Annotated in this window: 33 protein-coding genes; 12 read left to right on the top strand and 21 right to left on the bottom strand. The window is 64.3% G+C overall.

Annotated elements, in window-relative coordinates; all coding sequences use genetic code 11:
- Positions 1-68 precede the first annotated feature (68 nt).
- Positions 69-362 (top strand): hypothetical protein, encoded by a 294-nt coding sequence (locus tag AC5P8Y_RS08610; RefSeq protein WP_033835164.1) that lies wholly within the window; start codon positions 69-71, stop codon positions 360-362.
- 10 nt (positions 363-372) lie between these two features.
- On the opposite strand, the gene AC5P8Y_RS08615 is transcribed toward AC5P8Y_RS08610, so the two are convergent.
- Positions 373-858, bottom strand: a complete 486-nt coding sequence (locus AC5P8Y_RS08615; protein WP_111108604.1) for a TspO/MBR family protein — start codon at positions 856-858, stop codon at positions 373-375.
- A gap of 72 nt (positions 859-930) precedes the next feature.
- The gene (locus AC5P8Y_RS08620) at positions 931-3,126 is read right to left on the bottom strand and encodes an AsmA family protein (protein WP_495201908.1); all 2,196 of its coding nucleotides are present in this window, start codon (positions 3,124-3,126) and stop codon (positions 931-933) included.
- A gap of 133 nt (positions 3,127-3,259) precedes the next feature.
- On the opposite strand from AC5P8Y_RS08620, the gene AC5P8Y_RS08625 reads away from it, so the two are divergent.
- On the top strand, positions 3,260-3,739 hold the full coding sequence (locus AC5P8Y_RS08625) for a GNAT family N-acetyltransferase (RefSeq protein WP_495201909.1): 480 nt from the start codon (positions 3,260-3,262) through the stop codon (positions 3,737-3,739).
- A 22-nt stretch (positions 3,740-3,761) separates the two neighbouring features.
- On the opposite strand, the gene AC5P8Y_RS08630 is transcribed toward AC5P8Y_RS08625, so the two are convergent.
- Together AC5P8Y_RS08630 and AC5P8Y_RS08635 are read right to left on the bottom strand one after the other, a co-directional pair.
- On the bottom strand, positions 3,762-4,373 hold the full coding sequence (locus AC5P8Y_RS08630) for a sensor histidine kinase (protein ID WP_258391698.1): 612 nt from the start codon (positions 4,371-4,373) through the stop codon (positions 3,762-3,764).
- Between the two features lie 25 nt (positions 4,374-4,398).
- A complete protein-coding gene (locus AC5P8Y_RS08635; RefSeq protein ID WP_258391700.1) occupies positions 4,399-4,800 on the bottom strand; it encodes an RsbRD N-terminal domain-containing protein in 402 nt (133 codons plus the stop codon).
- A gap of 304 nt (positions 4,801-5,104) precedes the next feature.
- On the opposite strand from AC5P8Y_RS08635, the gene AC5P8Y_RS08640 reads away from it, so the two are divergent.
- Positions 5,105-5,485, top strand: coding sequence for a DUF3653 domain-containing protein (locus AC5P8Y_RS08640; protein WP_336339916.1), 381 nt, complete (start codon positions 5,105-5,107; stop codon positions 5,483-5,485).
- A 627-nt stretch (positions 5,486-6,112) separates the two neighbouring features.
- Here AC5P8Y_RS08640 and AC5P8Y_RS08645 read toward each other — a convergent pair.
- The 8 genes from AC5P8Y_RS08645 to AC5P8Y_RS08680 all read right to left on the bottom strand — a co-directional run bounded on the left by AC5P8Y_RS08645 (position 6,113) and on the right by AC5P8Y_RS08680 (position 11,147).
- A complete protein-coding gene (locus tag AC5P8Y_RS08645) occupies positions 6,113-7,435 on the bottom strand; it encodes a zonular occludens toxin family protein (protein ID WP_495201910.1) in 1,323 nt (440 codons plus the stop codon).
- Between the two features lies 1 nt (position 7,436).
- Positions 7,437-7,784 (bottom strand): phage coat protein, encoded by a 348-nt coding sequence (locus AC5P8Y_RS08650; protein WP_495201911.1) that lies wholly within the window; start codon positions 7,782-7,784, stop codon positions 7,437-7,439.
- Positions 7,781-8,605 carry a hypothetical protein gene (locus AC5P8Y_RS08655; RefSeq protein WP_495201912.1) on the bottom strand — a complete coding sequence of 275 codons (825 nt, stop codon included), beginning with the start codon at positions 8,603-8,605 and terminating at the stop codon, positions 7,781-7,783. The genes AC5P8Y_RS08650 and AC5P8Y_RS08655 overlap by 4 nt, the downstream gene beginning before the upstream one ends.
- Before the next feature lie 472 nt (positions 8,606-9,077).
- A complete protein-coding gene (locus AC5P8Y_RS08660; protein ID WP_197631977.1) occupies positions 9,078-9,215 on the bottom strand; it encodes a capsid protein in 138 nt (45 codons plus the stop codon).
- Positions 9,216-9,243: 28 nt separating this feature from the next.
- Complete coding sequence (locus tag AC5P8Y_RS08665; RefSeq protein ID WP_197631976.1) at positions 9,244-9,498, bottom strand: hypothetical protein; 255 nt, start codon at positions 9,496-9,498, stop codon at positions 9,244-9,246.
- Between the two features lie 3 nt (positions 9,499-9,501).
- Positions 9,502-9,813, bottom strand: a complete 312-nt coding sequence (locus tag AC5P8Y_RS08670) for a single-stranded DNA-binding protein (RefSeq protein WP_135273611.1) — start codon at positions 9,811-9,813, stop codon at positions 9,502-9,504.
- Between the two features lie 4 nt (positions 9,814-9,817).
- Positions 9,818-10,924 (bottom strand): replication initiation factor domain-containing protein, encoded by a 1,107-nt coding sequence (locus AC5P8Y_RS08675; RefSeq protein WP_495201913.1) that lies wholly within the window; start codon positions 10,922-10,924, stop codon positions 9,818-9,820.
- On the bottom strand, positions 10,914-11,147 hold the full coding sequence (locus tag AC5P8Y_RS08680; protein WP_495201914.1) for a hypothetical protein: 234 nt from the start codon (positions 11,145-11,147) through the stop codon (positions 10,914-10,916). The genes AC5P8Y_RS08675 and AC5P8Y_RS08680 overlap by 11 nt, the downstream gene beginning before the upstream one ends.
- A gap of 133 nt (positions 11,148-11,280) precedes the next feature.
- On the opposite strand from AC5P8Y_RS08680, the gene AC5P8Y_RS08685 reads away from it, so the two are divergent.
- Positions 11,281-11,700, top strand: coding sequence for a DUF3693 domain-containing protein (locus AC5P8Y_RS08685; protein WP_495201915.1), 420 nt, complete (start codon positions 11,281-11,283; stop codon positions 11,698-11,700).
- Between the two features lie 58 nt (positions 11,701-11,758).
- Entirely contained in the window at positions 11,759-12,118 is a 360-nt protein-coding gene (locus tag AC5P8Y_RS08690) for a DUF3653 domain-containing protein (protein ID WP_032966757.1), read from the top strand.
- Between the two features lie 547 nt (positions 12,119-12,665).
- Here AC5P8Y_RS08690 and AC5P8Y_RS08695 read toward each other — a convergent pair.
- Both AC5P8Y_RS08695 and AC5P8Y_RS08700 read right to left on the bottom strand, forming a co-directional pair.
- Positions 12,666-13,466: a hypothetical protein gene (locus tag AC5P8Y_RS08695; protein ID WP_495201916.1), complete on the bottom strand. Its 801-nt coding sequence runs from the start codon at positions 13,464-13,466 to the stop codon at positions 12,666-12,668.
- Positions 13,454-13,597: a hypothetical protein gene (locus tag AC5P8Y_RS08700; protein WP_495201917.1), complete on the bottom strand. Its 144-nt coding sequence runs from the start codon at positions 13,595-13,597 to the stop codon at positions 13,454-13,456. The genes AC5P8Y_RS08695 and AC5P8Y_RS08700 overlap by 13 nt, the downstream gene beginning before the upstream one ends.
- Here AC5P8Y_RS08700 and AC5P8Y_RS08705 point away from each other — a divergent pair, their 5' ends adjacent.
- The 3 genes from AC5P8Y_RS08705 (at position 13,598) to AC5P8Y_RS08715 (ending at position 15,516) form a co-directional block, all read left to right on the top strand.
- Positions 13,598-14,629: an SDR family NAD(P)-dependent oxidoreductase gene (locus tag AC5P8Y_RS08705; protein ID WP_495201918.1), complete on the top strand. Its 1,032-nt coding sequence runs from the start codon at positions 13,598-13,600 to the stop codon at positions 14,627-14,629.
- A 213-nt stretch (positions 14,630-14,842) separates the two neighbouring features.
- Entirely contained in the window at positions 14,843-15,097 is a 255-nt protein-coding gene (locus AC5P8Y_RS08710; RefSeq protein ID WP_266192670.1) for a hypothetical protein, read from the top strand.
- On the top strand, positions 15,094-15,516 hold the full coding sequence (locus AC5P8Y_RS08715; protein ID WP_033834197.1) for a low affinity iron permease family protein: 423 nt from the start codon (positions 15,094-15,096) through the stop codon (positions 15,514-15,516). Before AC5P8Y_RS08710 ends, AC5P8Y_RS08715 begins: the two co-directional genes overlap by 4 nt.
- A 3-nt stretch (positions 15,517-15,519) precedes the next feature.
- Here AC5P8Y_RS08715 and AC5P8Y_RS08720 read toward each other — a convergent pair whose 3' ends face one another.
- The gene (locus tag AC5P8Y_RS08720) at positions 15,520-17,037 is read right to left on the bottom strand and encodes an FAD-dependent oxidoreductase (RefSeq protein WP_329772045.1); all 1,518 of its coding nucleotides are present in this window, start codon (positions 17,035-17,037) and stop codon (positions 15,520-15,522) included.
- Between the two features lie 224 nt (positions 17,038-17,261).
- Here AC5P8Y_RS08720 and AC5P8Y_RS08725 point away from each other — a divergent pair, with 224 nt between their 5' ends.
- Positions 17,262-17,492 carry a hypothetical protein gene (locus AC5P8Y_RS08725; protein WP_111108946.1) on the top strand — a complete coding sequence of 77 codons (231 nt, stop codon included), beginning with the start codon at positions 17,262-17,264 and terminating at the stop codon, positions 17,490-17,492.
- 9 nt (positions 17,493-17,501) lie between these two features.
- On the opposite strand, the gene AC5P8Y_RS08730 is transcribed toward AC5P8Y_RS08725, so the two are convergent.
- On the bottom strand, positions 17,502-17,951 hold the full coding sequence (locus AC5P8Y_RS08730; RefSeq protein WP_266192672.1) for a BLUF domain-containing protein: 450 nt from the start codon (positions 17,949-17,951) through the stop codon (positions 17,502-17,504).
- A gap of 189 nt (positions 17,952-18,140) precedes the next feature.
- Between AC5P8Y_RS08730 and AC5P8Y_RS08735 the strand changes: the two genes are divergently transcribed.
- A complete protein-coding gene (locus AC5P8Y_RS08735; protein ID WP_266192673.1) occupies positions 18,141-18,401 on the top strand; it encodes a hypothetical protein in 261 nt (86 codons plus the stop codon).
- A gap of 7 nt (positions 18,402-18,408) precedes the next feature.
- Here the strand turns inward: AC5P8Y_RS08735 and ligD are convergent, their stop codons facing one another.
- Together ligD and AC5P8Y_RS08745 are read right to left on the bottom strand one after the other, a co-directional pair.
- Positions 18,409-20,958, bottom strand: coding sequence for a DNA ligase D (gene ligD / locus AC5P8Y_RS08740; protein WP_266192675.1), 2,550 nt, complete (start codon positions 20,956-20,958; stop codon positions 18,409-18,411).
- A 12-nt stretch (positions 20,959-20,970) separates the two neighbouring features.
- A complete protein-coding gene (locus AC5P8Y_RS08745; protein ID WP_005409690.1) occupies positions 20,971-21,147 on the bottom strand; it encodes a DUF3606 domain-containing protein in 177 nt (58 codons plus the stop codon).
- A gap of 251 nt (positions 21,148-21,398) precedes the next feature.
- Here AC5P8Y_RS08745 and AC5P8Y_RS08750 point away from each other — a divergent pair, with 251 nt between their 5' ends.
- On the top strand, positions 21,399-21,896 hold the full coding sequence (locus AC5P8Y_RS08750; protein ID WP_495201919.1) for a YciE/YciF ferroxidase family protein: 498 nt from the start codon (positions 21,399-21,401) through the stop codon (positions 21,894-21,896).
- Positions 21,897-21,934: 38 nt separating this feature from the next.
- Here the strand turns inward: AC5P8Y_RS08750 and AC5P8Y_RS08755 are convergent, their stop codons facing one another.
- The 3 genes from AC5P8Y_RS08755 to AC5P8Y_RS08765 are packed head-to-tail and all read right to left on the bottom strand — an operon-like array spanning position 21,935 to position 23,893.
- Entirely contained in the window at positions 21,935-22,669 is a 735-nt protein-coding gene (locus tag AC5P8Y_RS08755; protein ID WP_495201920.1) for a DNA-formamidopyrimidine glycosylase family protein, read from the bottom strand.
- Positions 22,662-23,429 carry a DUF72 domain-containing protein gene (locus AC5P8Y_RS08760; protein WP_266192679.1) on the bottom strand — a complete coding sequence of 256 codons (768 nt, stop codon included), beginning with the start codon at positions 23,427-23,429 and terminating at the stop codon, positions 22,662-22,664. Before AC5P8Y_RS08760 ends, AC5P8Y_RS08755 begins: the two co-directional genes overlap by 8 nt.
- Positions 23,426-23,893 (bottom strand): BLUF domain-containing protein, encoded by a 468-nt coding sequence (locus AC5P8Y_RS08765; RefSeq protein ID WP_088470611.1) that lies wholly within the window; start codon positions 23,891-23,893, stop codon positions 23,426-23,428. The genes AC5P8Y_RS08760 and AC5P8Y_RS08765 overlap by 4 nt, the downstream gene beginning before the upstream one ends.
- Positions 23,894-24,195: 302 nt before the next feature.
- Here AC5P8Y_RS08765 and AC5P8Y_RS08770 point away from each other — a divergent pair, with 302 nt between their 5' ends.
- Positions 24,196-24,519, top strand: a complete 324-nt coding sequence (locus AC5P8Y_RS08770) for a KGG domain-containing protein (RefSeq protein ID WP_005409695.1) — start codon at positions 24,196-24,198, stop codon at positions 24,517-24,519.
- The last annotated feature ends 4 nt before the right edge of the window (positions 24,520-24,523 follow it).

Genomic DNA, 24,523 nt, shown 5'->3' on the forward strand with positions numbered 1-24,523 from the left:
ATCTCCGCTGCACATCAGCTCGACAGGTCATTGCCTAGAGTGGATCCACTTCCCCGAGCGACCGCCCCGTGAACCTGCAGCCCGCGCCCCTGTCCCCGTACCGCATGCTGGCTGACAGCTGCCAGTTTGAACTGCTGGATGTGGATGCGCTGCAGGACCCGGCCAGTGGCCGGCTGCTGCACCTGTATTCGCTGGTTGCCCGCTGCCTGTCCTGCGAGACGATCTTCAAGGCCGAAGAAGGGCAGGGCCTGGTCAGCCATACTGCGGCGCGGGTGGTGCGATGCCCTACCGGCTGCGGGCAGCAGGCGTTCAAGCCGGCCCTGCTGCGGACCTGGCGCCCGCAGGCCGTTGCCCAGGCGTAAGCGGCGGAGATCACAGCAGCCCGGGGTTGGCTCGCCATACCGCGAAGTTGAGCGCCGAGGCGAACGAGATCCAGGCCAGATAGGGAAGCAGCAGCGCCGCCGCAATCGGACGGATGCGCGCAAACGCGACGATCGCTGCGCAAACCAGCGCAATCAATACAAGAATGTCAACGAAGGCCAGGGCGCCCAGCTTCCAGCCGAAGAACAGCCAGCTCCACAGCGCATTGACGGCAAGCTGCACCAGATAGAGCATCAGCGCCGGTCGTGCCCCGCGCCAGCCGCGTTCGCGCCACACCAGCCACGCGGCAATCGCCATCATGGCGTAGAGCAAGGTCCACACCGGACCAAAGACACCGGCTGGTGGTGCCCACGGGGGAAGATCGAGGGTGGCGTAGAAGCTGGCCGCGGATGTGGACGCCCACGCGCCCAGGGCGGCTGCGACGAAGGTGATCGCCACCCATCCCAGCAGCCCGAAAACCTGCGAACTCCGCTTCATATCGTCCAGCTCCCTGATGCGCATGATCGCGTATACGCGCAGAGGCCGCGAATGGATGCAGGTCGCGGGCCTTCAGTCTGAAGATCCGGCGGCAGCCGATCCCTGGCTTGCTGGCAGCAGGGAAGGCCGTTGATCAAACCACTCGCGCGCCTTGGCCAGATGCCATTGGCGCTGATCGCCGTCCAGCTCGATGCCCGCACCCAGCAGCCCCCACCGGAGATAGAGATCACCGCGTTTGCGCTGTTCCAGCAGATCCAGCCGCGCGCGTACCGACAGCCGATCGTTCTCGGCCTGCAGGCCATCGATGACCAGATGGCCAGGGCGCCAGCGCAGCGTCGCCTGTGCCTGTACCTGTCCGGAATCCAGCAGGGACAAGGTCCAGCGCGGATAGTCGGTGCGCTCTGCGAACAGCGCCAGCAACGGTCGCGCATCGCTGAGATCCAGGTCCGTGGTGGCATCCACCTGGAAGGGAGACTGCGCATCGATACGGCCACGCTTGAAGGCGACGCGGCCTTTCCATGCCGTCGAGCCCTGCGTGTCCGCCACCTGCACGTTGCGCAGCTCGACCGTGGTGCCGGACAGATCGAAATGACGCTGGTTGAAGTCACCGCGGCGCAGCGTTGCGTTCACGTCGATATCGCCGCCCATGTCCAACCCTGCCACCTTTGCACTGGCGTTGCGCCCCAACAGCCGGGCCGTGCCATGGCCGACGCGCCCGTCGGTATCGAGGGTTGCATCACCGCTCACGGTGCCAGTGCCACGGAGCAGCCGCACCTGCGGTGAGCCGAGGTAGCGGTTGTAGGCGGTCAGATCAGGGATGGTGGCTTCACTGAAGCGCAGCTGCGCGCGGACGCCTTTGCGCAGTTCCTGCAGGCGGCCATCGCCGGTCAGGTCCAGGGCCAGATCCCGGCCGTCGAACAGGCGCACGCCCCTGGCATCGGTCGGCCGCGCAGTGAATCGCGGCAGCCGGACGGACAGCTGGGCCTGGCTGGGGCTGCCGGTCTTCAACTCGCCATGGGCGCTGGCCGTGCCCGCCAGGCGTACGCCGGCGACTTCGGCTACGGCCTCGGCAGCCGGAATGTCCACGGTGCTGCCTTCGATCAGTTCGCCATTGCGCAGGCGCAGATCCGCTTTCAGCGTGCCGCCGCCGTCCAGCTGCAGCCACGGCTTGCGGACGAACAGGGCAGGGATCCAGTTGAGCGAGGTGAACGTCCATTCGCCGCGTACTGTGCCAGAGCTGCGTTCCAGCAGCTGTACGGGCTGCTGGAAGGGAATGTCCCGGCCACTGACATGCAGATCGGCATCCACCTCGCTGCCTGAACCGCGCTTTGGCGGCAGGCGGGCCTGCAGGCGCAGGTCCTTGGCCACATTGAGCTGTAGTGCCAGCATGCCGCGATCGGGGGCGCCATCGCCCAGATGGAGCGGCACCTGCCACAGCGCGTGGTCACCGGGCTGCAGCTGGCTGTCGATCAGGTGGAGCGCCAGCTGCAGGCGCCCGGGCACGGGCGCGCTGGAGATCTTCGGCGTTGTGGCATCGGTGTCCATGCGCAGGCCCTGGCTGCGGGCATCCACCTCGAGCTGGGCATGCAGCAGCTTCAACTTGGCCAGGCCGGGCGCCTGGTCCCGATAATGGCGCGGATAGCTGAAGCGCGCGGTGAGATCCATGTCGCCCAACAGCTGCACGCCGTCATAGCTGGTGTCTGCCTTGCTGAACGAGACCTCGGAATCGAACAGTTCGGATGGGCCGCCACGCAGCTGCTTCAGGAACCCCACAGTACCTTGGCCCTTGCCGATGATCAGCAGCTTGCCGAAGCGTGCGCTGCGGATGCTGTCGCTGTGGATGGCGTCGAAACGGAGCGTCCAGCCGCGGTCGCTGCGCGGCGGTGGCGGGATGGCTTCTTCGACGCGGCTGATCTCGGCGGAAACCCCCGTCGCCTGCAAGCGCGGAACTCGCACCTCGCGCTGGAACAGGGGCAGCACCGCCAACCGGGCGCTGGCGCGCTCGGCATGCAGCACGTAGACCGTGTGGTTCACGTGGCCGCGCATGTGCACGTTCCAGGCGATGACATGGCCGGGCAGCAGCGTGATGGCCGGGCCGGTGGTCATCACGAACTTGTGCGGCTTGCGGTTGGTGACCTGATCGAACAGTGGCGTATTGAGGAAGATGTTGCCGGCCAGCAGGTACAGCAGGTAGATGCCCAGCAGGACGTAGGCGGGAACGCGCCACCGTCGAAGCCGGTGCGGGATGTGCACGGAAACAGGAGACATCTACTGCTCTGAGGGCCGGAATTTCCACAACTATTGCGGAGCCGATGGCGGTGGCGCGTGAAGCAGCTACGGGGCAGGCGCTGGATTCTGGTAGTGTCCGGCCTGGTCACGACCACAGATCTGCAGGAGACGCATGGAGATCCGGCCCGCCCGTGCAGGCGATTTCGACGCGATGTGGGGCATGTTCAAGACGGCCATTGCGGCGCAGGATGCGCTGCCCTTTGCTGGCTCTTTCGCTGTCGAGACGTTTCGTACGCATTGGTTCCAGGCCCAGGCACCTCATGTAGCTGTGCTGGAGGGCCGGGTTGTGGGCATGTACAAGATGGGCCCGAATTTCCCTGACCCTGGGGCGCATGTGGCCAGCGCCACGTATGTGGTGGATGCGCCGGCACAAGGGCAAGGTGTGGGCCGGGCCCTGGTGGAACACAGCCTGGAGCGGGCGAGGGCGGAAGGATTTCTGGCCATGCAGTTCAATTACGTAGTCAGTACCAACGGCCCGGCGGTGGCGCTGTACCGGAAGCTGGGGTTCGATGTGGTCGGGACGTTACCGAAGGCGTTCCGGCACGGCCAGTTGGGGTTGGTTGATGTCTTCGTGATGCACAGGTTCCTGTAGTGCCGTCGCCGGGCCGGTCGCCTCAATCAGCGTTCTTTGGGAGCGTGATGACGAATGAAGTGCGACCATCCCGCCATCGTCCATGGACAGTGCCGCGGTGCGCGTGGCAGATTTCCCGCACCAGGAACAGGCCGAGGCCCAAGCTCGCGTGCTCGCCTTGTGACGCGTTGTGCGAGCCTCTGCGCAAGGGATCGAACAGACTGTTGAACGCTTCGTCCGATAGTTCGGCGCCGGTGTTGCTCACCGTGATCATGATCTGGTCGACGAGGCCCTCAAGGCTGATCCGCACATCGGTGCCGTGTTCGCCGTACTTTGCAGCGTTGGTCGTGAGGTTGTGAGCCGCCTCGCGCAACGAAGAGGCATCGAAGCAACCGCGGGCATCGCCTTCAACCTCATACGTGATAGGGACGTGGGGCAGGGCAGCGCGAAGCAATTCGACTTCCTCGCCAAGCGATTGGGCAAGATCGCAGTCCACCGGATGAATGGCCATGCCATCGCCCAGCTTGCTGCGGCTGTAAGCCAGCAGGTCGTCGAGCAGCTTGTTCATGCGCATGCTGCCATTGATGATCCGCTCGGCCTGCCTGGACAATGCCGGATCCTGCAGCCCACTGGCCAGAGCGTCCGCCGAGAACATGACCGCTGCCAAAGGACCTCGGAGATCATGCCCGAGCGCTATTGAAACGAAGGATGTCATCGATCGATGAAGCGATCAGCTGCTGGTCGGATGCCCATCGCCGAAGTACCGAAGCCCGGAGTGCTCGATACTCAGCCACCATCTGGTTGAGACCAAAGCCGGCGATGGCGCGGGTTCGGCCATGATAGGACGCGGCGGACTCGGGGCCGGGTTTCAACGGTGCAAGCCCGTGGGACTTTGCGAGCTGCTGGGAGGCTGCCTGCGGCGATCTGAGATCGTCTACAACTGCCTGAAGAATCTGGGGAAGATGATTCCGAAGTTGCTTTGCGCTGAACTCGACAGTATCGGGTGCCTGCGTCTTGGCGAATGCCACCGCGTCTTCCAGGATTTCCCGCGCATTCCGTTCGATAAAATCAGCCAGACGCATCGCCAAACCCGTCCTTAAGTGGTGTGTCGAACCTACACCGGCGGGCCTGCATGCTGGGTGAGAAGTTGGCGCCGTGGAGCCTGGTTCTGCGGGCGTTGGGGGGTTACTTAAAGGGGAGCGGCTTGCGGCCAGGACTGGACTGGTTGGGTTCGGCTGGGCAGACCTCTTTGTAACATAATATACATTATGCGAAATTCCATATCCGCCGGATCTGGGCCTTTGTTGGCTCCGCATGGCAATGGCTGGGCCTCTGGCTCGGCTCTTGCCTCCCTTCCAAGTCCCCGGACAAGGACGAGATTGCGGCATGATTGAGTTTGACCCGCACCACCGTATTGACCTGACCGGCCCTTGGGCCGGTTTTGCTTTCCTCGGCGATCGATTGATCACGCCTGAGGGCCGCGAACTGCTCCCGGAAGATTTGGCCTGGCTGTCGCTCACCGCCTGCCAAGCGCAGGAATGGCGCCGGATGATGGAAGCTGCACGTTCGGCGCCGTCGATCGACAGTTCCAAAAATGTTCGCAATCGCGACGCCGGCATTCGCCATCATCCTGCCACTGTCGTCAATCTTCGGGACGTTGTGAGCCAGCGCAAAAAGCGTTCGGCGGTGGCGATGGCTGGAGCCGACGCCGAGCCGCCAGCGGCAGTCCTGCCGGTACCGGGGCCGATACGCCGCGAGCGCGTGTGAGGCGTTTCCGTAGGGGCGCCGCCCCTACACCCCGATTCACCGCTCTCGGCAACGCAGCCAGCCCCCTGAGCGCGACATAACCTGTTCCCATCCGTTCGGCAACCTCCGCATCGCCTGACCACCAATGCAAGCCATTCCTGAGCGCTTGGCTGCATCCGTACCCATCGCAGGCAATGCAACCACCTCAGTCGATGGCTTCGGGCGTCCCGCCTGCCTGGACTCGCCTTGAAGGACATCGGCCTCCAGCCCGTCACAAAGCGGCTTCATTCCCGGGTGCGGGTGATTAGGCCAGCGGTACTGGTCACAGTTGAACGGCGTAGTGCCAGCCGCCATTGAGTTGTGTGCAGCCCTTGGCGCAGCTGGGATTGGCTTTGGCGCTGGCCCCCTTGCAGAGTGGATCTGCTGCGCCGACGCGACACCGGTCGATGCGAGTAACAGGCATATGACCCCAAGTCGAATATCCATATTCCCCCTCCAGATTCCGGGGAATCCTACTTGATTTCAGCCATTTGCGTGACGCATCACGCCTTGCGGCGCGAGAAGGCCCAATCCATCCATCGGGCAACCCAGTAGTGAAGATCTAGATACCGGTTCATGTCCCGAGTATAGGCCGACGCTGCGCCTCTGTCAGAAGCTGGCCGGGTACGGCTTCGACTCTGGGAATGTCCCCATCGGGCGATCACCGACGCGCACCAGCGTGCTTCCGTTCGCGGTAGGCGTGCCCTGACCGCCACTGACGCGGACGCCGGCGCCGGCCTCACTCCCTGCGGTCGCAAGGCCCGCGCCCGCGCTCGCGTCGTCAAGGCGATATAGGCGCGAATCCACGTCACGTTGCGGCGCCTGACGCGGCCATGCGGTGGCAATCACGGTGAAGTCCTCGGCGGTCAGCTTGGCCCCGTAGGCGAACACCCGCACGCGGTAGCCCATCGCAATGAGGGCATCAAAGCTCAGCTGATCGGCGGTGTTGTTGCTGCTGTCTACCCACTCGACCATGCCGACCTGGCGCTCACCAAACGACGCAGTAAGCGCCAATCGGATGCGGTTCGACTTCGACAGCTGGGCGACGTAGCGTTGCTCAGGGCTGAGCTTCGCCAGCGGATCGGGCTCGACCTTCTTGACGGGCACTCCGGGCACCTGCGGGGCCGGGTTGGCGGTACTGGACGCCTCAGCGTTCATGCCCGGCAGATCCTCATTCTTCTCTTCCTCCGGCACCAAGCCGCCGCCGGTCATGAAGAAGCCAATGAAGACCGCCGCACCCACGATGCCGATGATGCCGAAAATCGACCCTTTCAGCGCAAGCGCCTTCCAGATGTTGGTGCCGCCTTCCTCGTACACCTCGGTGTTCTCTGACCCCACGGCGTAGCCGTGGTAGAGCGGGTAAATCTCCGGGTCGTACTTCTCTGTCTTGCCCCCTACCCGCTCATATTTGCCCGGCGAAGTGGTGTGGAAGAACGTCACCCGATAGCGGTTCTTCATGCCAACCGCAGTGAGTTTCTGGAAAACGTTCTTGCGCTCGATGCGCGCGCGCACCGCCTGATGCACGCGGTTGATCCACTGCGTCATGATCACCGCGTCGCCGCCATTCTGGCCGAGTAGCGCCCAGAAGTTCTCCACGGCATCCGGCAATGGCTGGCGCTGTGCCACGTAGAACTCATGGACCTCATCGATGACGCACAGCGAGTCCTTGAACTGGTTCGGAATGCACCACTGGCCCGTGGTGTCATCCTTGTAGCAGGCGAACGTGCTGGCAACGTCCTTGGTATCCACCAGCGTGAGTAGCTGATGCACCTCATCCACAGGCATGCCCAGGTACTCGGCAATACGCTCATGGTTCAGTCCGTTGAGGCGAGCAAACACGCGCCGCCCCTTCTTGATCGTCGGCAGAATGTGGTTCTTTACCGCGTCGTAGCTCTTGCCTGCGCGCGGAACGCCTTCGTTGAAAACGAGCATGTCACCATTTCCCCAAGGTCAGAATTTTGCGGGTGATCTTGAACGCGATCCCCAGTGCGATGACGGCCAAGCACTCGCCGATGCGGAAGGTCTGGACGAACCAGCCCACGGTGGAACCGGCGTTTCCAAGCAGCCCTCCGATGCTGTACTGCTGCATGAAGTCCGGCACCGGCAGGCGCTCAAACGCCATGACCACCAGTTCAAGCAGGGCCTTGATGGCAAGGATGATCAGGTCGTTGAAGAACTGAACGATCGCATCCCAAAACCGTTCAATCTGCTTGCGGAACCACGTAGTGAGATCCTGCAGCCACCCGGCTTGAGCGGTCACGAAAGCGGCAAGGTGCATCATGTGAGTGCAATCTCCCCGGCCTTGTATGCGGCCATCGCCAGCAGCACCCAGCCGATCAGCTGCAACAGCGCGAAGATGGCGCCGCTGCAGTGAAGGTCGAACGTCATGGCCTCCCAGTACGCCGACGCTGGAACGGTGAACACCGGGCAGCTGCCGCCCACGGAAACCGTAAAGAATCGCTTTGTCGCGTCGATGATCGGCGCCTTCTTCACCCGCTGCTCAAACTCGGCGTAGACCTTGGGAATGGTCAGGTTCTTGTCGTGCTCGTAGAGCGGCCCGCCATCCTCTCCGGGCGTACCTGGGCCATCCCCATCGCCGTCACCTTCCCCCGGACCGGGACCGGGTCCAGTGCCGCCACCGCCGTCTCCACCACCTTCCTCACCGCCGCCATCACCATCCCCCGGACCGGTACCGCCACCGCCATCCCCGCCACCCGGATTGGTCCCGCCACCGCCATCACCATCGCCACCACCGGGATTGGTGCCGCCACCGTCGCCGCCGCCGGTTTCACCCCCACCGCCACCCGGATCGGTGCCGTCTCCCGCAGGCGTTGGCGCTGGAGCATCGGATGTTGTGCAGGTTCCGCCCGTAGGGCTGTAGGAATAGCCTGCCGCGCCTTGCGGATCGAGCGAACTGGTGTACATGCAGCCTCGTTCGCACACGTTGACCGAGGCCGATGTTTCACCGCCTGCCCAGCCGAACTCTTCAGGGCGTGCGCTGCACTTGGTCTTGTAGCCGCGTTTGACTGACGCATATCGCCCGCTGGATGCATAGGAAGGCCGAACAAAGCCAACGTAGGCATCGCCTTCCTGCTCAACCATGGGGTTCCAAGTAAAGCCACCAGCAGCGTTGGATCGGGCAGCCTGCTCCGTAGCCGCAGCCCACGCAGCTGCATAAGCTTCGCCCTGATCATCGCACTCCGTATAGCCAACGTCCGCGCTAGGCGAACATCCAGCAGCATGGACAGACGCGGAGGCCCCGATACACGATGCCAGGCACAACGCCAACGTCCACCTCATCGCGCATCCAGCCCAATCGCCGCCGCAATGCCACACAGCGCGCTCAGCAGCCCGGCAAACAGGCACAGGATCATCCGAGCCTCCGTGCGATGAAGAACCGCGCCACCTTCGGCGCAGCCCAGAGGCAGAACTTGATCTGCGCGTACAACGCTGCGGCCCCCAGAACGGCCAGTGCGGCCGTTGCGGGCTGCAATGAGGCCATGATGCTTTCAAAGTCCATACGCCCTCCCAATAGAAAGGGGCAGGTTTCCCTGCCCCACCCTGCCCCTTCGCCTTAACGGCCGAAGAAGCCCGCCACCTTCTTTGCTGCCCAGCTGGAGAAGCCGACCAGCGCGATCAGCGCCGCCGCGGCGACGATGGCAGTGGTGGCCGAGGCGACGGACAGGCCGTCCAGAATTCCGCTGAAATCCATGGTGATGCTCCTTTCATGAGTGGATGGGTTACCGGTGGGTGTTGAAGAACGACGCCACGGAACCGGCGATCCGGGCGACGACGAAGAAGAAGAGAATCAGGGCCATGGGCGACACCGCCCACACGGCCAACTGTTCCTTGCTGGGCGGTTGGAACGCCTCGGCAATCAGGCTCACGGTGGAGGCCTCTGCGCTGCTCATCAGCACGTACCCCGCGCACTGATCGACGGGCTGACCGGTTGGGATCAGCGTTCCGTCCTCCCCGAAAGCAACGCAGAGGCCCATGGCTTAGGCCTGTCCTGCCGGACGCGGTGCGGCCTTGGGCATCGCACGCAGCGCAGTGAACTTGCTCAGCGACAGAACGCCCTTGTTGACCTGTGCCATGGCGGCAACGTCCAACTCATATTCGCCCTCGGCGAACGGCTGCTGACCCTTGTCCAGGCGCACATCGAACGGATAGGCAAAGCCCGCCGTTTCAAGCTTGGCCTTCTGCTTGCGGGTGGTGTACTCCACGCTCTCGCCCGCATCGTTCTTGAAGCTGCCGCCGCGCTCATCGACGCTGGACGACAGGACGGTGACCTTGATGACGTTCTGGATCATTTCGTTACCCCTTTTGGGTTGGCTGTACGGCCGCTATTTCGGGCCAGTGCGCTGCTGTGTCACCTGTGACCCACTTCGGCAGCGATGGCGAAGTGCAGGATTCGATTACCGCCCGCAACGCCTGATCGTCAGGGCAGTTCTTGGCGATGAAATTGAGGGCCGCACCGTACTGGCGACGGATGTGGCGTCGGACGCTCTTCCACGTCGCTTCAACAGCGGCTTTCGTGATTTCGATGCGCGTGGCGACGCAGCGCAGAAAGGACAGGACCGGATAGGCGCCCAGCAGGTAGGAAGCCGGGTCACGCAAAATGTCGAGCGGCAGTTCCTTGCGGTTGGAATTGCGGAATTGCGCCTCATAGCGCACCCACGGCGAACTCTTATCGCCCTGCTCCCTGCCCTTCTCGTAGACCCGAAGCTGCTTTTCCGACTTCTTGCCGCCGACATAGAACGTCTTGCCGTCGCCGCTGTCGTAGTCGTCCACCAGTTGCGCCTTCGGGCGCTGACCACGGTTGTCGAAGTCGCCAGCGGCGTACCACTTCTGCGCCATCCGCAACGGGTAGTCGCCCACCAGGTCATCGGCGCACACGTCCACACGGGTGATCCTTCCGGCGCAGCTTTCGAGCTTCGCTCGAAGCTCCAGCCACCGCTGCGCATGGCCGCAGCGCGCTGCGCCTATCGCCTTGCATCCATCACCGGTTAGCTCGATGCGAGCGGTATACGTGCCATCGGCGCGGCGGCAGTCTTCGCCACCCAGTTCGATCATGCCTACGAACTTCTTGGCCGCGTCGATGATCTTGATCCGCCATGTGTAGAAGCGACCGCCGCCCACGGTTTCATCCAGTTCAAGGCCAAGCCCGGCAAAGAACCAGCAGAACACCTGCAGGGCCGCGATGCGGGCGTTGTCCGGCGAGAACTCGATCCACTGGCGGACCTCTTCGAAGCTGTCGCCATCACGGAACGCGAGTTCATCCAGCGCTGCGCGCAGATCGATGGAAGCGGAGAACCAGTCAATGCCGACCGTCAGGGTTCCCTCGGGGTTCCTGAATTCACTGACTCCCCTGTTAGACGAGGGGAGTCCCGACCCGGCCAGCACCGCGCGATCACCGGCCACAGAGCGACTCCTGCTGTTCGGCGAGGCGCGCAGCGCCCAGCAGATCGCCGCGCTTGGTGGCGGCAATCTCAGCCTTTGCGAGTTCGATGACCTGGGCTTCGCGGGACTGCTGCGAGGCGGTGTAATCACGCCGGTCGAGTAGCCACGAAACGAGCTTTGCGCAGCCAATGGATACGGCCACGATGGCCGCCAGCAGCACGAAGGTAATGAGCGGATCGATCATCCCTGTCCCCTACCCCAAGCCCCCCAAGGGAACCCGCCAGCAGCCTTGGGGTGCCGTTGGCGGGTGTCCCGTGTGTACGGGACGGAGAGCATGTAACCTGATTACGGGACACGCTGTCAACTAGGTACGGGACATGAGCATCGTTAGCACCCTGATCGACAAGGCTCGGCAGAGGGCAGGAATCGCGTCAGATAGCGCCTTGGCGGCGCAATTTGGTGTGCACCGGCAAGCGGTGTCGAAGTGGCGCAATGGGGATGCCTACCCCGATGAAGAGCACATCGCAGAGATGGCCGTCATGGCCGGAGACGATCCTGTGCAATGGCTTGTGGCCATCAAAGCAATCCGTGCGGAAGGTAAAGCTGGCAAGGCGTGGGCTGCGCTCGCCAAGAGGTTGGCGACAGCTGCAATGGTGGTGCTGCTTGCCGTTGGCTTCACCCTCCCCCGCGACGTGCAGGCCATGCCGCAAGTTGGTAACGCCTTGCACGATATACATTATGCGAAATGCTGTATCGGGCGGCCGCAGCCTTCGTTGGCTCTGCATGGCAATGGCTGAGGCTCTGGCTTGGCTCTTGCCTCCCTGCTGGCTCCCCCGACAAGGATGAGATTGCAGCATGAGCAAGATCGATCCCCATGATCGCATCGATCTAACCGGCCCTTGGGCCGGTTTCGGATTCCAAGCTGGGCACATGTTCACCCCCGAAGGTCATCAGCTAGAGCCATGCGACATGACCTGGTGGTCCCTGACCTGCAACATTGCGCGGGAATGGCGACTGATGATGGCTGAGGCCGCTCCCCGGAGACCAGCTGCACGAAAAGCTTCGGCCACGGCGAAATCCAGCGTCATCTACCTAGCCGAAGCGCTCAGAATTCGCCGAGAACGACGGTCCGGCGTGCGTGATCCCGGCCCCGGCGCCGAGACGTCCAATGTGGTCTACATGAGTCGTGGGCCGAAGCCGCGTCAGCGCGTGTAAAGCGCTTCCGTAGGGGCGCTGCCCCTACACCCCCAGTACAATGCAATCTGGACGTGATTGGGGTGGCGTATGGAGCGCGAACGGCCTGAGTACCTTCCGCCGATTGAGCGGAAGCGTTGGAATTTCCCGTGGCTGATTACCGGATTTTTGACTCTGGTGAGTCTTACAACCATTGGCGTGCTTACGCTGGGTCGCACAAACAGTGCCTGGAGTGAGCGTTTTGAGGGTGTGCGGCGATCCATTGAGGCCGCTGAGCAGCCGTCGACGGCTAGGACTGAGCTGCCGACGGCCAATAGCCCGGTGCCGTCGGCGCTTCCAGAACGTCAGCACGCACAGCCATCCCAGAATGCGCAGAATCTGCGCTGTATCAACGGAATGTTCTTCCGTCGAATTGAGGGGGGCTGGGAGAACCTTCCGGGCTCCCGGTGTGGCGATGCCCCAGATAGCACTGTCCAGTGCTTTGCCGGAAAGCCATACAGGCAAATGGCTGCTGATGGTGGCTGGGTTCTCTCACCGCGAGATCGCTGCCCGTGACGCGTCACGATAATCAGAAGCTCGCCGGGTAAGGTGGCGTCTCCGGGAACGTCCCCATTGGGCGTTTCCCGACCTCAACCAGAGCATGTGGTGACGGCTCGGGTGTCCCGGATGGCGATGACTGAGCGATGCCGCGAGCTGGATGATCCTGACTCGACTCCGATTCCTGGCGTGGTGCGCGATACGGGTTGTAGGCCGGGCCATCGCGTGCGATCGCCACGCATACCGGTAGCGAAATCTTTGCCTTGGTGCCCTGCTCTGTGACACACGTGCAGGTGGTGTCCTGCTCGGTGGTGCCGGAGGCCATGCAATACAGCTCAGGTTGCGATTGCACGGTGCGATCATCGAAGGCGGGGGCAGACCACGGCTGAAACTCCACACGTGGTTTGTGTTTTTGCACGTATTCTTCGCGGGTGAGGGGCCGTGCCGCCGGCATGCCCGCGCCCAAGGGCGCCAGGGCCCCTGCCGCCGGCAAAGCTTCGGCCCCCTGCTCTTCCTTCCTCGCAGCTTGTGCGTTGGAGGGCTTGATCAGGAACAGCCAACCCAACCACAAGATGCCTATCAAGGCGACCGCCACTGACAGGCCCTGCCAGACTCGCTTCGGTACCTTGAACTTGTGACTGGCCGTGTGCAGCGTTGCGCTGCGATACCTGTCATAGAGGTTCTTCGGGTAGACCCAGATTTCTTCTTCGGCCTTGTCGCGTATCCGCTCATCGTAGGGATCAGCCTGCACGCGGGTCCACGTCAGAACACCAGCCCGCTGCATGCCAAACGCACGATTCATGTGGGTGTGCGAGCCGATCAGGCTGCGCACCTGGTGGTGGACGGGGCTGGCTCCAGCAGGCCGGCCACGATCAGAGTATCCAGCGGCTGCTGCGCCAGCGGCGCCGTCTGCATGGCCATGCCAAGCGAGCTGGGCACCAGCCCGCCCTGTTCGGAGAGCATGTGCAGATCGTAAAGACGCGCGCCTTCGGTGGCATTCGCCAGTTCGAAGGCGGACGCAGCCGCGATCGCCATGGTCTGGAACCCGGATGGCAGAACAAATCCAACACTGAGCATGGCGGTTTTTCAAGGATGGCCGTAAACGAGGTATATACGACATTTACGCCATTCACAAGCCGGCCTAGATTTGGCCCTGACCCCGGCGACGCCCGCCGCTTCGGACTGACCACCGTGAACAACCCTACCCATCAAGGCACCGCTCTCATCACCGGCGCATCGTCAGGCATCGGCGCGGTCTATGCCGATCGCCTGGCCCGCGCCGGATACGACCTGATCCTGGTTGCGCGACGCGGCGAGCGCCTGCGCCAACTGGCCGAAGCACTGGCCCGCAGCACCGGCCGCGCAGTGGACGTTGTCGCGGCCGACCTGACCACCTCCGACGGGCTTGCCGAAGTTGAGAAGGTGATTCGAGACCAAGCGGATATCCGACTGCTGGTCAACAATGCCGGCATCGGCGCAACGGCTCCCCTGCTGCAGTCGGACATCGGCGAGATGGAGCGCATGATCACGCTCAACGTGAACGCCGCGATGCGCCTGGCCTACGCCGCCGCCCCGGTGTTCGTGGCCCATGGCCAGGGCACGATCATCAACATCGCCTCCATCGTCGCATTGGCGCCCGAGTTGCTCAACGGCGTCTACGCAGGAAGCAAGGCGTTCGTTCTGGCGTTTTCGCAGTCGCTCCACCATGAGCTGGCCGACAAGGGTGTGCGCGTCCAGGTTGTGCTGCCGGGGGCCACCGCAACGGACTTCTGGCACCTCTCCGGCCTGCCGGTGGAGCACTTGCCGCAGGACATCGTGATGAGCGCCGAGGACATGGTGGATGCATCCCTGGCCGGGCTGGCGCAGGGCGAACGTGTGACCATTCCGGCGCTTCCGAACATCGCTGAGTGGGACGCCTTCGAGCACGCACGCAAGGCGATGGCGCCGGGGCTTTCGCGGGCGCAGCCGGCACAGCGCTATATGAGCAGGGTCTGACCGGCGAACGGGCTACAGACGCCCGGTGCAGGGGATGGAGCGATGGCCGGGCGGCGTCGCGTTGAGCGCTACGCTGCCCCGCCCTGCTGATTGTTAACGCGTGTTGCCTGAAGGTTTGACGCCACGTTGCCCCGCCCTTGATGGGGCCGCTCACAGCGCACTCCTATGCTGGGCCCGCCACCTGAGGGGTGGTGATCAACCTGGAGATTCACCATGCAACGCGATCAGAAAGACCTCCCCCACCCCGACGCGGAAGCGCAGCGCCCCGATCCTGTCAGCCCGCTGCAGGCAAAGCTGCACAACCACCGCAATCATGACGAAGCGCTGCAGGAGACCTTCCCTACCAGTGATCCGATCTCCCCCTTCGTCGCCGCGCCAACGCCGGAAGAGCAGGCCAAGCGCCTGGGTGAGCGGGTCAGGCTGCCAGATCGTCGAACGGATGAGGAGGCCGCGGGAGGTGACGAGTGATCCGGCGCGGCTTCGCCCGGGTCGCGGCCGCGACGGCACGATTGTCCGGCAGCCTGGGCGCATTCGTCGCGGCGCTGGGGGTGATCATCATCTGGGCCGCCAGCGGGCCGGCCTTCCACTTCAATGATACGTGGCAGCTGGTGGTGAACACGGGAACGACCATCGTGACCTTCCTGATGGTGTTCCTGATCCAGCACACGCAGAATGCCGATACGGCCGCGCTGCACATCAAGCTGGATGAACTGATCCGGGTCAGCAAGGACGCCAACCAGGAGTTGTTGAACCTGGAGTCGATGGAACCGGCGCACCTTGAAGAGATTCGCCAGCGTTACGAGGCACTGGCGAAGACCGCTGCAGACATCAAGTCCAAGAAGGAACGCTGCATGCCCTGCGAGGCGGATGCGGCCGCCGAAGCCTGAGGGTCACCGCTGCAGCGGCTGCTCTGCCTGCAGCGGTTCTGGCGTGAGGCCCTGCCGGGCGGGGCCTTCCAGCAGCGCCCCGGTGGCGGAAAAGCGGCTGCCATGGCATGGGCAATCCCATGTGCGTTCATGGCCATTCCATTGGACAACGCACTTGAGGTGCGGGCACAGCGCCGACATCGCATGCAGTTGACCGTGCTCATCGCGGTAGACGGCGGTCCGCTTTCCATCCACGTCCAGCAGTGCGCCACAGCCACGGCTTAACTCGCTGGGCGAGTGCGACGGCGCAGCACCGAGGCGATCTCCCACCATGTGCCGTGCAACCGTGCCATTGGTACGGGCCCAGCCGGCCGCCGAACGCACTGGCGTGAAGCGCATGGGGCTTAGCAGCTTCTCGATCTCGCTGGTCGTGCCCATGATTCCCTCGGTGATCGCACGAGCGGCCACGCCCGCCCAGGTCAAGCCATCGGGACCATAGCCGGTGGCGACCCACACATTGTCGTGCGCGCTGCTGCCGATGTAGGGTAGCTCGTCGGCTGCACGGAACTGCTGCGCCGACCAGCACAGCGGTTCGCCCTGCACGGTGAAGTTGCGACGCGCGTCGGCGACCAGATGCTGTGCCGGATCCATCACCGGGGTTTCGCCGGTGCGATGTGTCTCGCCGACCAGCACCAGCCAGTCGCGGCCATCAGTACCGCGCACCCCGCGCAGCGAGCGGTGCCGATCGGCGATCCAATGAATACCTGCCGCTGGCGGATTGGCAACCGGCACCGCCATGCCGTACTCGCGGTACACCTCCATCTCGGCCTGCACCAGGTTGAACCCTGCTGGCGAGTGGGTGGCGAGCACGAAGTGCCTGGCATGGATGCGGCCGCCAAGGGCGGTGGCAACGCCTGCTGAGGCCTCGATGCTGTTGATCTGGGTCCAGTCGTGGATGCGCACCCGGCCCACCAGGTGTCGCGCCAGTTCCCTGCAGAAGGCCGCCGGATCCAACTGCGCCTGATCGGGAACACGGAACGCGTGGCCCAATGCGAACGGTAGACCGGACTGCTGGTGTTCGCACTGCAGGCCCACGCGCTGATAGGCCTGCAGCTCACGCTCGAATCGCGTCGTCACCTCACGCGTGCGCTCCTGCATGCCGTACTGCATGGCCACGCGTTCGAAGCCGCAACGCAGATCGTAGCGGTGAACCAGCGTCTCGATGGCGCGCAGCGCCTGTTGCCGCCACTGCACGATACGACTGGCCGTGTCGCCGCCCCAGCGCGAGACCAGTTCTGCCAGCCGGGAGACGGGCGCGTAAAGATTGCCCGTGGACATCACCGTATTGCGCCCGCCGATGGGCCCTGCATCGACCACCAGCACATCCAGGCCGCTATCCGCCAGGCGGGCCGCTGTCAGCAGGCCGGTCATGCCGGCGCCCACCACCAGCACGTCCGCGCGCGTCGTGCCGGCAAGGGGGCGGAAGCAATGCGACTCGGTGTCAGCTGACCATAAGCTGGCGCGCGGGAACGGTTCGGACATGAAAGGGATCCTTGCAGCTTCAGCTGGGAGGCCTCTCTGATACGCCTTGCCGGGTGAAACGAGGGTGGCGCGGCCGTGCAGATGATGCTCACGCGCTGCGACGATCAACGCCATGGTCAAGGCCAGGTGAGCGCTGCGTGGGCAACACGCCTGTGTCGCCTCTGCGAACCGCAACTCTCTGCTTGCAGCGTGGTCGCTAACGTGCCTGGAAGGAGGATCGGGCAGTGAGCACGCACCTGGAAATCGATCTGATGATCGCGCAACTGGACGAACTGCTGCCGACTTGGGCAGCGTTCTACCCCGAGCAGCAGTTCGTCCGCATGCTTGCCGAGGCACTGGACTACATTGCTGCCAGTGCAGACCCGGAGGCCCGGCTGTATTGCGTGATGCGCACCGGGCACCTCAACGCGTGCAGCGGAGAGATTCCACGGGCGGCGCGCTATGGAGGCCGCTAGGCCGGTGGATCACGCCGCGACCGCGTAGGGTTCCACCAACCTGGCCAGGATATCCATCGCCGTCTCGGTTGGCGCATCGTCACCACTGTGCTGGGCGAACCCTGACCAGTCCGCGCGGGCAAGAAGCTTCAACTGCTCGGGTTGGGTGGGCAGCCAGCGCATCGGCCAGAACGGGAGCCGCCGGTTGCCCACCCTGCCGCGCTGCAACTCGATGAGCCCGGTATGGCTGGAGGCGCCCACCACCCGCGAATACGCCACCCTCAAGCCGTCTTTGGGCCCCTCCATGTACTGCAGGAAGCGGCTGCCGTCGAACAGCAGGACGCCGGTGACGCCGGCACTGCGGTTGAAGCGGGCGGCATCATCGACCAGATCGTCGAGCTTTCCGCTGCCCAGGCCGAACGGATCACCAGCAACGGCTGGGCCCGCTTCGCTGACGTATGCGACTGCCCTGATCGGCATTGGCTGCTCCTGTAGCGAATCCCCCCAGATTCCGTGGCCGTAGGATAGGCCACCTGCGCCCCGCAGTTGTTCCCATCATGTGCATTTTGTGAATCAGTTGGGTTCCAGCTGACAAACGGCATGCAGGACGCCTACACCCCCCATGCCATGGATCGTCTACGCTTGGGCCAGATGACTCGGGAGCGCCCCATGCCCAATACCGGCCTTTTCCATGTTCTGGAGCTGGACGCTGTTTCCGGCGTGCAGGGTATTGAGCGCGTCAGGTCCATTCGCGTGCGCTGCAACACCTGCGGCGGGATTACACAGTTGTCGCGGGACGCGTTGGGGGCGGTGCCCGGTGGAACGACGCTGGTGTGCGGCGCTTGTCCTTCGCGCCAGACGGTCAGCAACGCGCGGCTGGTCGAATGCGATCATGTCCTGCCCGGCAGCGCGCAGGGATCCGACGCGTAGGCGCGGGCTACGGGTCTGCCTGCGCCCAGCGCGCCAGATTCTGTTTCACTTTCCCGATGCCGGCCCAGGGGTCTTTGCGCCGCCGCTTGAGCTTTGCTGGCACGTCCTTGATCGTGAACGCGTCTGCGCGCTTGAGTTTCGCCAGATCGCCCCAGCCGATCGGCAACGCGACCGGTGCGCCCGGCCGCGCCCGCAGCGAGTAGGACGCGACTGCCGTTGCACCGCGCCCGTTGCGCAGGTAGTCGACGAAGATCCGCTTGTTGCGGAGGCTTTTGGTGGCAGTTGCCAGGAATCGCTTGGGCTCGGATTGCGCCAGCGCATCGGCGAAGCCCTTCGCAAAGCGCTTGGTCAGGTCCCAGTCGCATCCCGGGTTGAGCGGCACCACCACGTGCAGGCCCTTGCCGCCGGATACACGCAGGAACGATTCCAGCTCCAGCTGCGCCAGCAGTCTGCGGATGTCGGTTGCCGCCTTCTTGACGTCTGCAAAGGGTACGTCCGGGCCTGGATCCAGATCGAACACCACCCGGTCGGCCTTGTCGGGCGCTTCGGCGTGGCTGCCCCAGGGGTGGAACTCCAACGCGTTGAACTGCACCAGTTCAAGCAGGCTGGCCGCGTCACGCACCACCAGGTAATGGGCGTTGATGCCGCTTTCCTCCTTCAGCCTTACCCGATCGACCAGTTCCAGCCCGGCTGTGTGGTGTTTCTGGAAGAAGCAGGGTTTTGCGGTGCCACTGGGGCATCGGATGATCGACAGCGGACGATCAACCACCTCGGGCAGGAGGTGCTCCATCACTGCTGCGTAGTAGTCCCATACCTCCTGCTTGGTGTAGCCATCGCCAGGAAACAGGATCTTGCCGGGGGACGAAAGCGCGGGCGGTGTGCGGCCGGTAGCGGGTGACTTTTTCGTATCGTGCGCAGGACGCGTGGATGCGGGCTGTCCACCAGAGGGCATGGCCGGCCCGGAGCGATCGGAATCTTCGAGATCGGCGATGTCCTTGTCCGCCCGTACCGCTTTCAGCGATGCCTGGCGCAACAGCTTCTGCCCGCCAATCCCGCGATAGAAGACCTCCACCACGAAACGCGGTGCGAACCAGGTCGCGGCGCGAAGGTCGGTGTCCTGGGTGGGCACGTGCGCCGTCGGCTTGCGGCCGCCGCCGCCTTCGATGCGCTTGCTGACTTCGCCGATCAGTTCGTCCGAGAACCCGGACCCGACGCGGCCGACGTAGAGCCAGCCATGTTTCAGGTCTGGCCTCGCCAGCAGCAGCGAGCCGAACCCGGTGCGGCTGCCCTTCGGCGCGGTGTATCCGACCACCGCGAACTCGTCGCTGGCCAGCTGTTTGGTCTTTCGCCAATCCTCACTGCGGCCGCTGTGGTAGCTGCGATCGGCGCGCTTGGAAATGATGCCTTCGAAGTGCTGCTCACCGGCCAGGCGATAGGCCTCGTCGCCATCCCCCTGCACATGCGAACTGAACGCCAATGGCCTGCCCTGCCCCTCCAGCACGGAGTGCAGCAGGGCCTTGCGTTCCAGCAAGGGCGCATCGGCGATGTCCACGCCATCAAGATGCAGCAGATCGAACAATGCATACATCAGGACGCCCTGCCGCTCGCCGGAGAGCGTGGCCTGCAGCAGGTTGAAGTCTTCCTTGGTGCCGGCGCCGGCGATGAGCTCGCCGTCCAATGCCGCCGTGGTGAGGCCCAGTGCCGCGATCGCGTCACGTATTTCAGGCAGCTTGCCGGTCCATTCCAGTGCGTTTCGCGACCACAGCTGCACGTTGCCCTCAGCCACCGTAGCAAGGATGCGGTATCCATCCCATTTGATCTCATGCACCCACTGCCCGCCCTGGGGCGGCGTGTCGCCCAGCTTGGCCAACTGCGGCTCAAACGGTCCGGACGGCGCTGCCGCCTTTTTCGCCTTGCTGAGCGCCAGGGCCTTCTTCGCCCAGTTCTTTCGTCGGGAGCGTGTGGGGGGGACGACCGTGAGTTTCTTCTTCGCGCTCTTTCCGGCCCCGGCACGCTTCAGGTCCTCCGGGGGCGCTACAGCAACGTCCGCCAGCAGATCGTCTGCCTCGATGTCGCTGGCAAATTCATCGTCATCCTTGAACAGCAGCCACTGTGGCTGGCGCGCAGGCTTGCCGGAACGGACCAGATGCCATCCACCCTTGAGCTTGGCGCCGAACAACTCGAAGCGTAGATGGCCCTTGGCGAGCTGGGCTTCCGGGTCGCCCTGCGTGGCCCACACACCGTGGTCGAACTGGGCGACATGTCCGCCGCCATACTGGCCTTTGGGAATCTCGCCTTCAAATGCTGCGTAGTCGACGGGATGATCCTCCACCTCCACCGCCATGCGCTTGACCTTCGGGTCGTAGCTGGGGCCCTTGGGAACGGCCCAGCTCTTCAGCGCATCACCCACCTGCAGACGGAAGTCGTAGTGCCTGCGGCTGGCATGATGCAACTGCACCACGAAAATGGCGCGTTGGCCTTCTGGCAGCGCCTTGCCCGGTTCGGGCTCCCTGGTCTGGTCAAAACGACGCTTGCGGCGGTACTCGACCAGTGACATGGCAGCTCCGCGCTACTTTCCCAGGTGCTTGCGTACAGCAGCGGCGGTGGGCCCGACCTCGGCGACCGCGGCCCGAAGCTCCTCGGCTGACACACCCAGCGTCGTGGTCCAGTACTGCAGTTCATAGTCTTCGTTGACGTTGATGCGATCCCGGTCCGGGCTGCCGGTGTTCTTCTTGTCATCGCTCATGGGAGTCTCCACACGTGATCGGGCGTGAAGTGACCGTACCGGCCGGCCCATGGGCACCAGGCGACGCCACCGTGAAGCGATGGCGAAGGCCTGCCGGTATCGGGACTGCGGCAGGCGGGCGACAGACGCCACCTCGTGAAGACAACGCGCAGGGCTCGCGTTGGCGTTCACATGCCGCCTTCACCTGGCCCCCGCCTGATCGCAACCGGGCGGGACCTACGCTGAGCGCTCCACTCACAGCGGAGCCCAGCATGGCTATCAAGACAGCGGAAGACCTGTTCATCCACGAACTCTCGGATATCTACAGCGCCGAAAAGCAGCTGACCAAGGCCCTCCCGCGCCTGGCCCGTGCGGCCGAGAACCCTGACCTGGCCACAGCGTTTGAAACGCACCTGGAAGAAACCCAGGGCCAGATCGAGCGCATCGACCAGGTGGTGGAGGTTCTCGGCATCCGGCTGAAGCGCATCAAGTGCGCGGCGATGGAAGGTCTGGTGGAGGAAGGCAAGGAAGTGATCGACAGCATCGACAAGGGCCCTGTGCGCGATGCCGCCCTGATCGGCGGCTCACAGAAGGTCGAGCATTACGAAATTGCGTCCTACGGCACCATCGCCGCGCTGGCCAAGCAGCTGGGCTACAAGGACGCCCTGCCGCTGCTGCTGGAGACGCTTGAGGAAGAGAAGGCCACCGACGAGAAGCTCACCCTGCTGGCCAAGGGCGGCGGCAATGCCAAGGCGGCACAGGCCGCCTGATCGACGCGCGCCGAAGCCGGCCGCCATGGACGGCGGCCTCAGGGTTGGTACAGCACCTGGTCGTTCGGGCAGAAGAACGTGCGCCGCCGGGTGGTGCCCATGTAAAGCTTGCTGATCGGGCCGCCGCATGCCGGGCAGATCCTGCGCGTGTGTACCTGCCAGTGCTTCTTCAACTCGAAACGGCGCTTCCACTGCAGGAAATCAAAGCTGTAGGCGCGGGCCTGCGTGACCAGCGCGGTGAGCCTGCGCGGTGGCAGGTCGCCCAGCCGCGTGGCGGGGTGCACGCCTATACGGAACAGCACCTCGTTCTTGATGATGTTGCCCACGCCGGCAAAGACCGTCTGGTCCAGAAGCGCATCGCAAACCATGACGTCCGGCATTGCCTTCAGCTTGCGCCGGGCCAGCTTCGGATCCCATGCATCGTTCATCACGTCCGCGCGCCAGTCGTAGACCTCGTCCAACGGCTCGTCGATCAGCCGCACGGAACACGCATAGAAGTTCAGATCGCCATTGTCGAACCGCAGGGATACACGCGCCGGGGTTGGCTTCCGTTCGTCGATGCGCCAGCTGCCGAACATCATCAGATGGACGCGCAGCGTGTGGCGGCTGAATTCCAGCAGGAAGTGCTTGCCCCAACTGCGGACCGCCTTGACCCTTCGGCCCTGCAGCGGCGACAGGTCGACCCGGCTGTTCCCGGAGACGGCGCGGACCACGTGCCCCTTGAAGTGGCTCGCTGCTTCGCGCAGCTGGACGATCGAAGGGCCTTCAGGCATGTTCCTTCTCCTGCAGCAGCGCCTGCAGGTGCAGGGCGTTGCCGGTGGCGTGACCCAGTGCGGTGTTGTCCAGTACGAACCAGGCGGGTCGTTTCGCGTCGGCCTCGGCCAGCAGCTGCCGCGCAAGGTGGGCAAGGGTGGGTTCGTCGTAGGCGCTGCGATAGATCTGTGGCTGGCCGTGCCAGCGCCAGTAGCTCCACGCGCGGTCACCGCCGGGCGTCGCTGCCGCCGGCACACGTGCCGGATCCGCGGCAACCCGTGCCACGCCATGCGCGCTCAGAAGCGCATCCACTTCCGGCGTGAACCAACTCGGGTGGCGCGGCTCGCACGCCATATCGGCCTGGGTGCGCGCGCGCAGGCCCCGCAGGAATGCTCTGGCCGTGGCCGTGTCGTACACCAGGCTCGGCGGCAACTGCAGCAGTAACGGCCCGAGCTTTTCACCCAGCTCCAGCACGCCTTCAAGGAACCGCTCGAGCGGTTGCATTGCGTCGCGCAGCCGACGCTCATGGCTGATCTCTCGCGGCAGTTTCACCGCGAACCGGAAGCCCTCCGGCACGCTCGCCGCCCATCGCGCATAGGTCCTGGCCTGGTGCGGTCGATAGAAGGATGAGTTGATCTCCACCATCGGCAGGCGTGTGGCGTAGCGCTGCAGCGCGCTGTCGCCCGCGCCGAACGCTTCCTGATCCGCGCGCGGCAGCGACCAGCCCGCACAGCCGACACGCAGTGGAGCGGATGCACGCGGGGCGGCCGCCGCCGTCATCGTACCAGCTGCCCGTACGGTTCCAGGGTCTCTCCCGCACCTGCATCCGTCTGCAACTGCGAGACCGACAGCAGACGATCCAGTGCGCTGGCGCCCGACTCCAGCGCCGACGCGCTGCGCACGAAGCCGGTCCAGTCGGAGATGGCGATCTTTCCCAGCGCGAGCTCATCCACCCGCACGCTGCGCATCCGCCAGTGCGGAAACTGCCGCCGCCCCACCCTGCCCCGGTTCAGCTCGACGATCCCACTGTGGCTGCCGGCCGCGAGAATGCGCGTGTACGCCGCATTGATCCCGGCCTCCGGGCCCTCCAGATACTGCAGGAAGCGCGAGCCGTCGAACAGCAACGTGCCGGTGACATCGACGGATTCGTTGAACTGCACCGCTTCGGCCACAAGCCGTTGCAGCCGCTCTTCGGTCAGGCTTCGGGAAGCTTCACTCACATAGGCAATCGCACGAAAAGGCATGGCACCACCGGATGTTGCAGACAGCTCTACCTTAGCGACGCGGGTCGTATGTGCAGTGAGGCCGGCGTAGAGGCTGCGTCGAGTTGAGGCGCGGGCCCGCCGCATCGCTTTGACACGTGCTAGAGCGCGGCGGGCGCGCCTGCGGGCGCACACGCGCGTGCACGACGTTTCGTGGAGAGCGGATGAGGAATCGTGGGCTTCCGGATGACGCCACGTTGGCGGTCATGCCACCGCCGTCTAGCGCCGGATCTGGAAGATGGTCCCTGCCGCCAGTCGGGCGGCTCAACCCAGGGAGACTTTCCATGGCCAACCAGAACCAGAACCAGGGCAACAGCAACCGCGGTTTCGCTTCGATGGACGAGGACAAGCAGCGCGAGATCGCCGCCAAGGGTGGACGTGCCGCGCACGAATCAGGCAACGCCCATGAATTCAGCTCGGAAGAAGCACGCGAAGCCGGCCGCAAGGGCGGCGAAGCGGTGAGCCAGGATCGCCAGCACATGGCGGACATCGGCCGCGAAGGCGGCCAGAACAGCCGCGGGGGTGGAAACCAGGGCGGTAACCAGGGCGGCGGGCAGCAACAGCAGGAACGCGGCGGCGGCAACAACCGCGGTGGCCAGCAGCGCTGATCGC

The sequence above is a fragment of the Stenotrophomonas sp. YJH_SMC_12-1 genome (genome assembly GCF_059370935.1).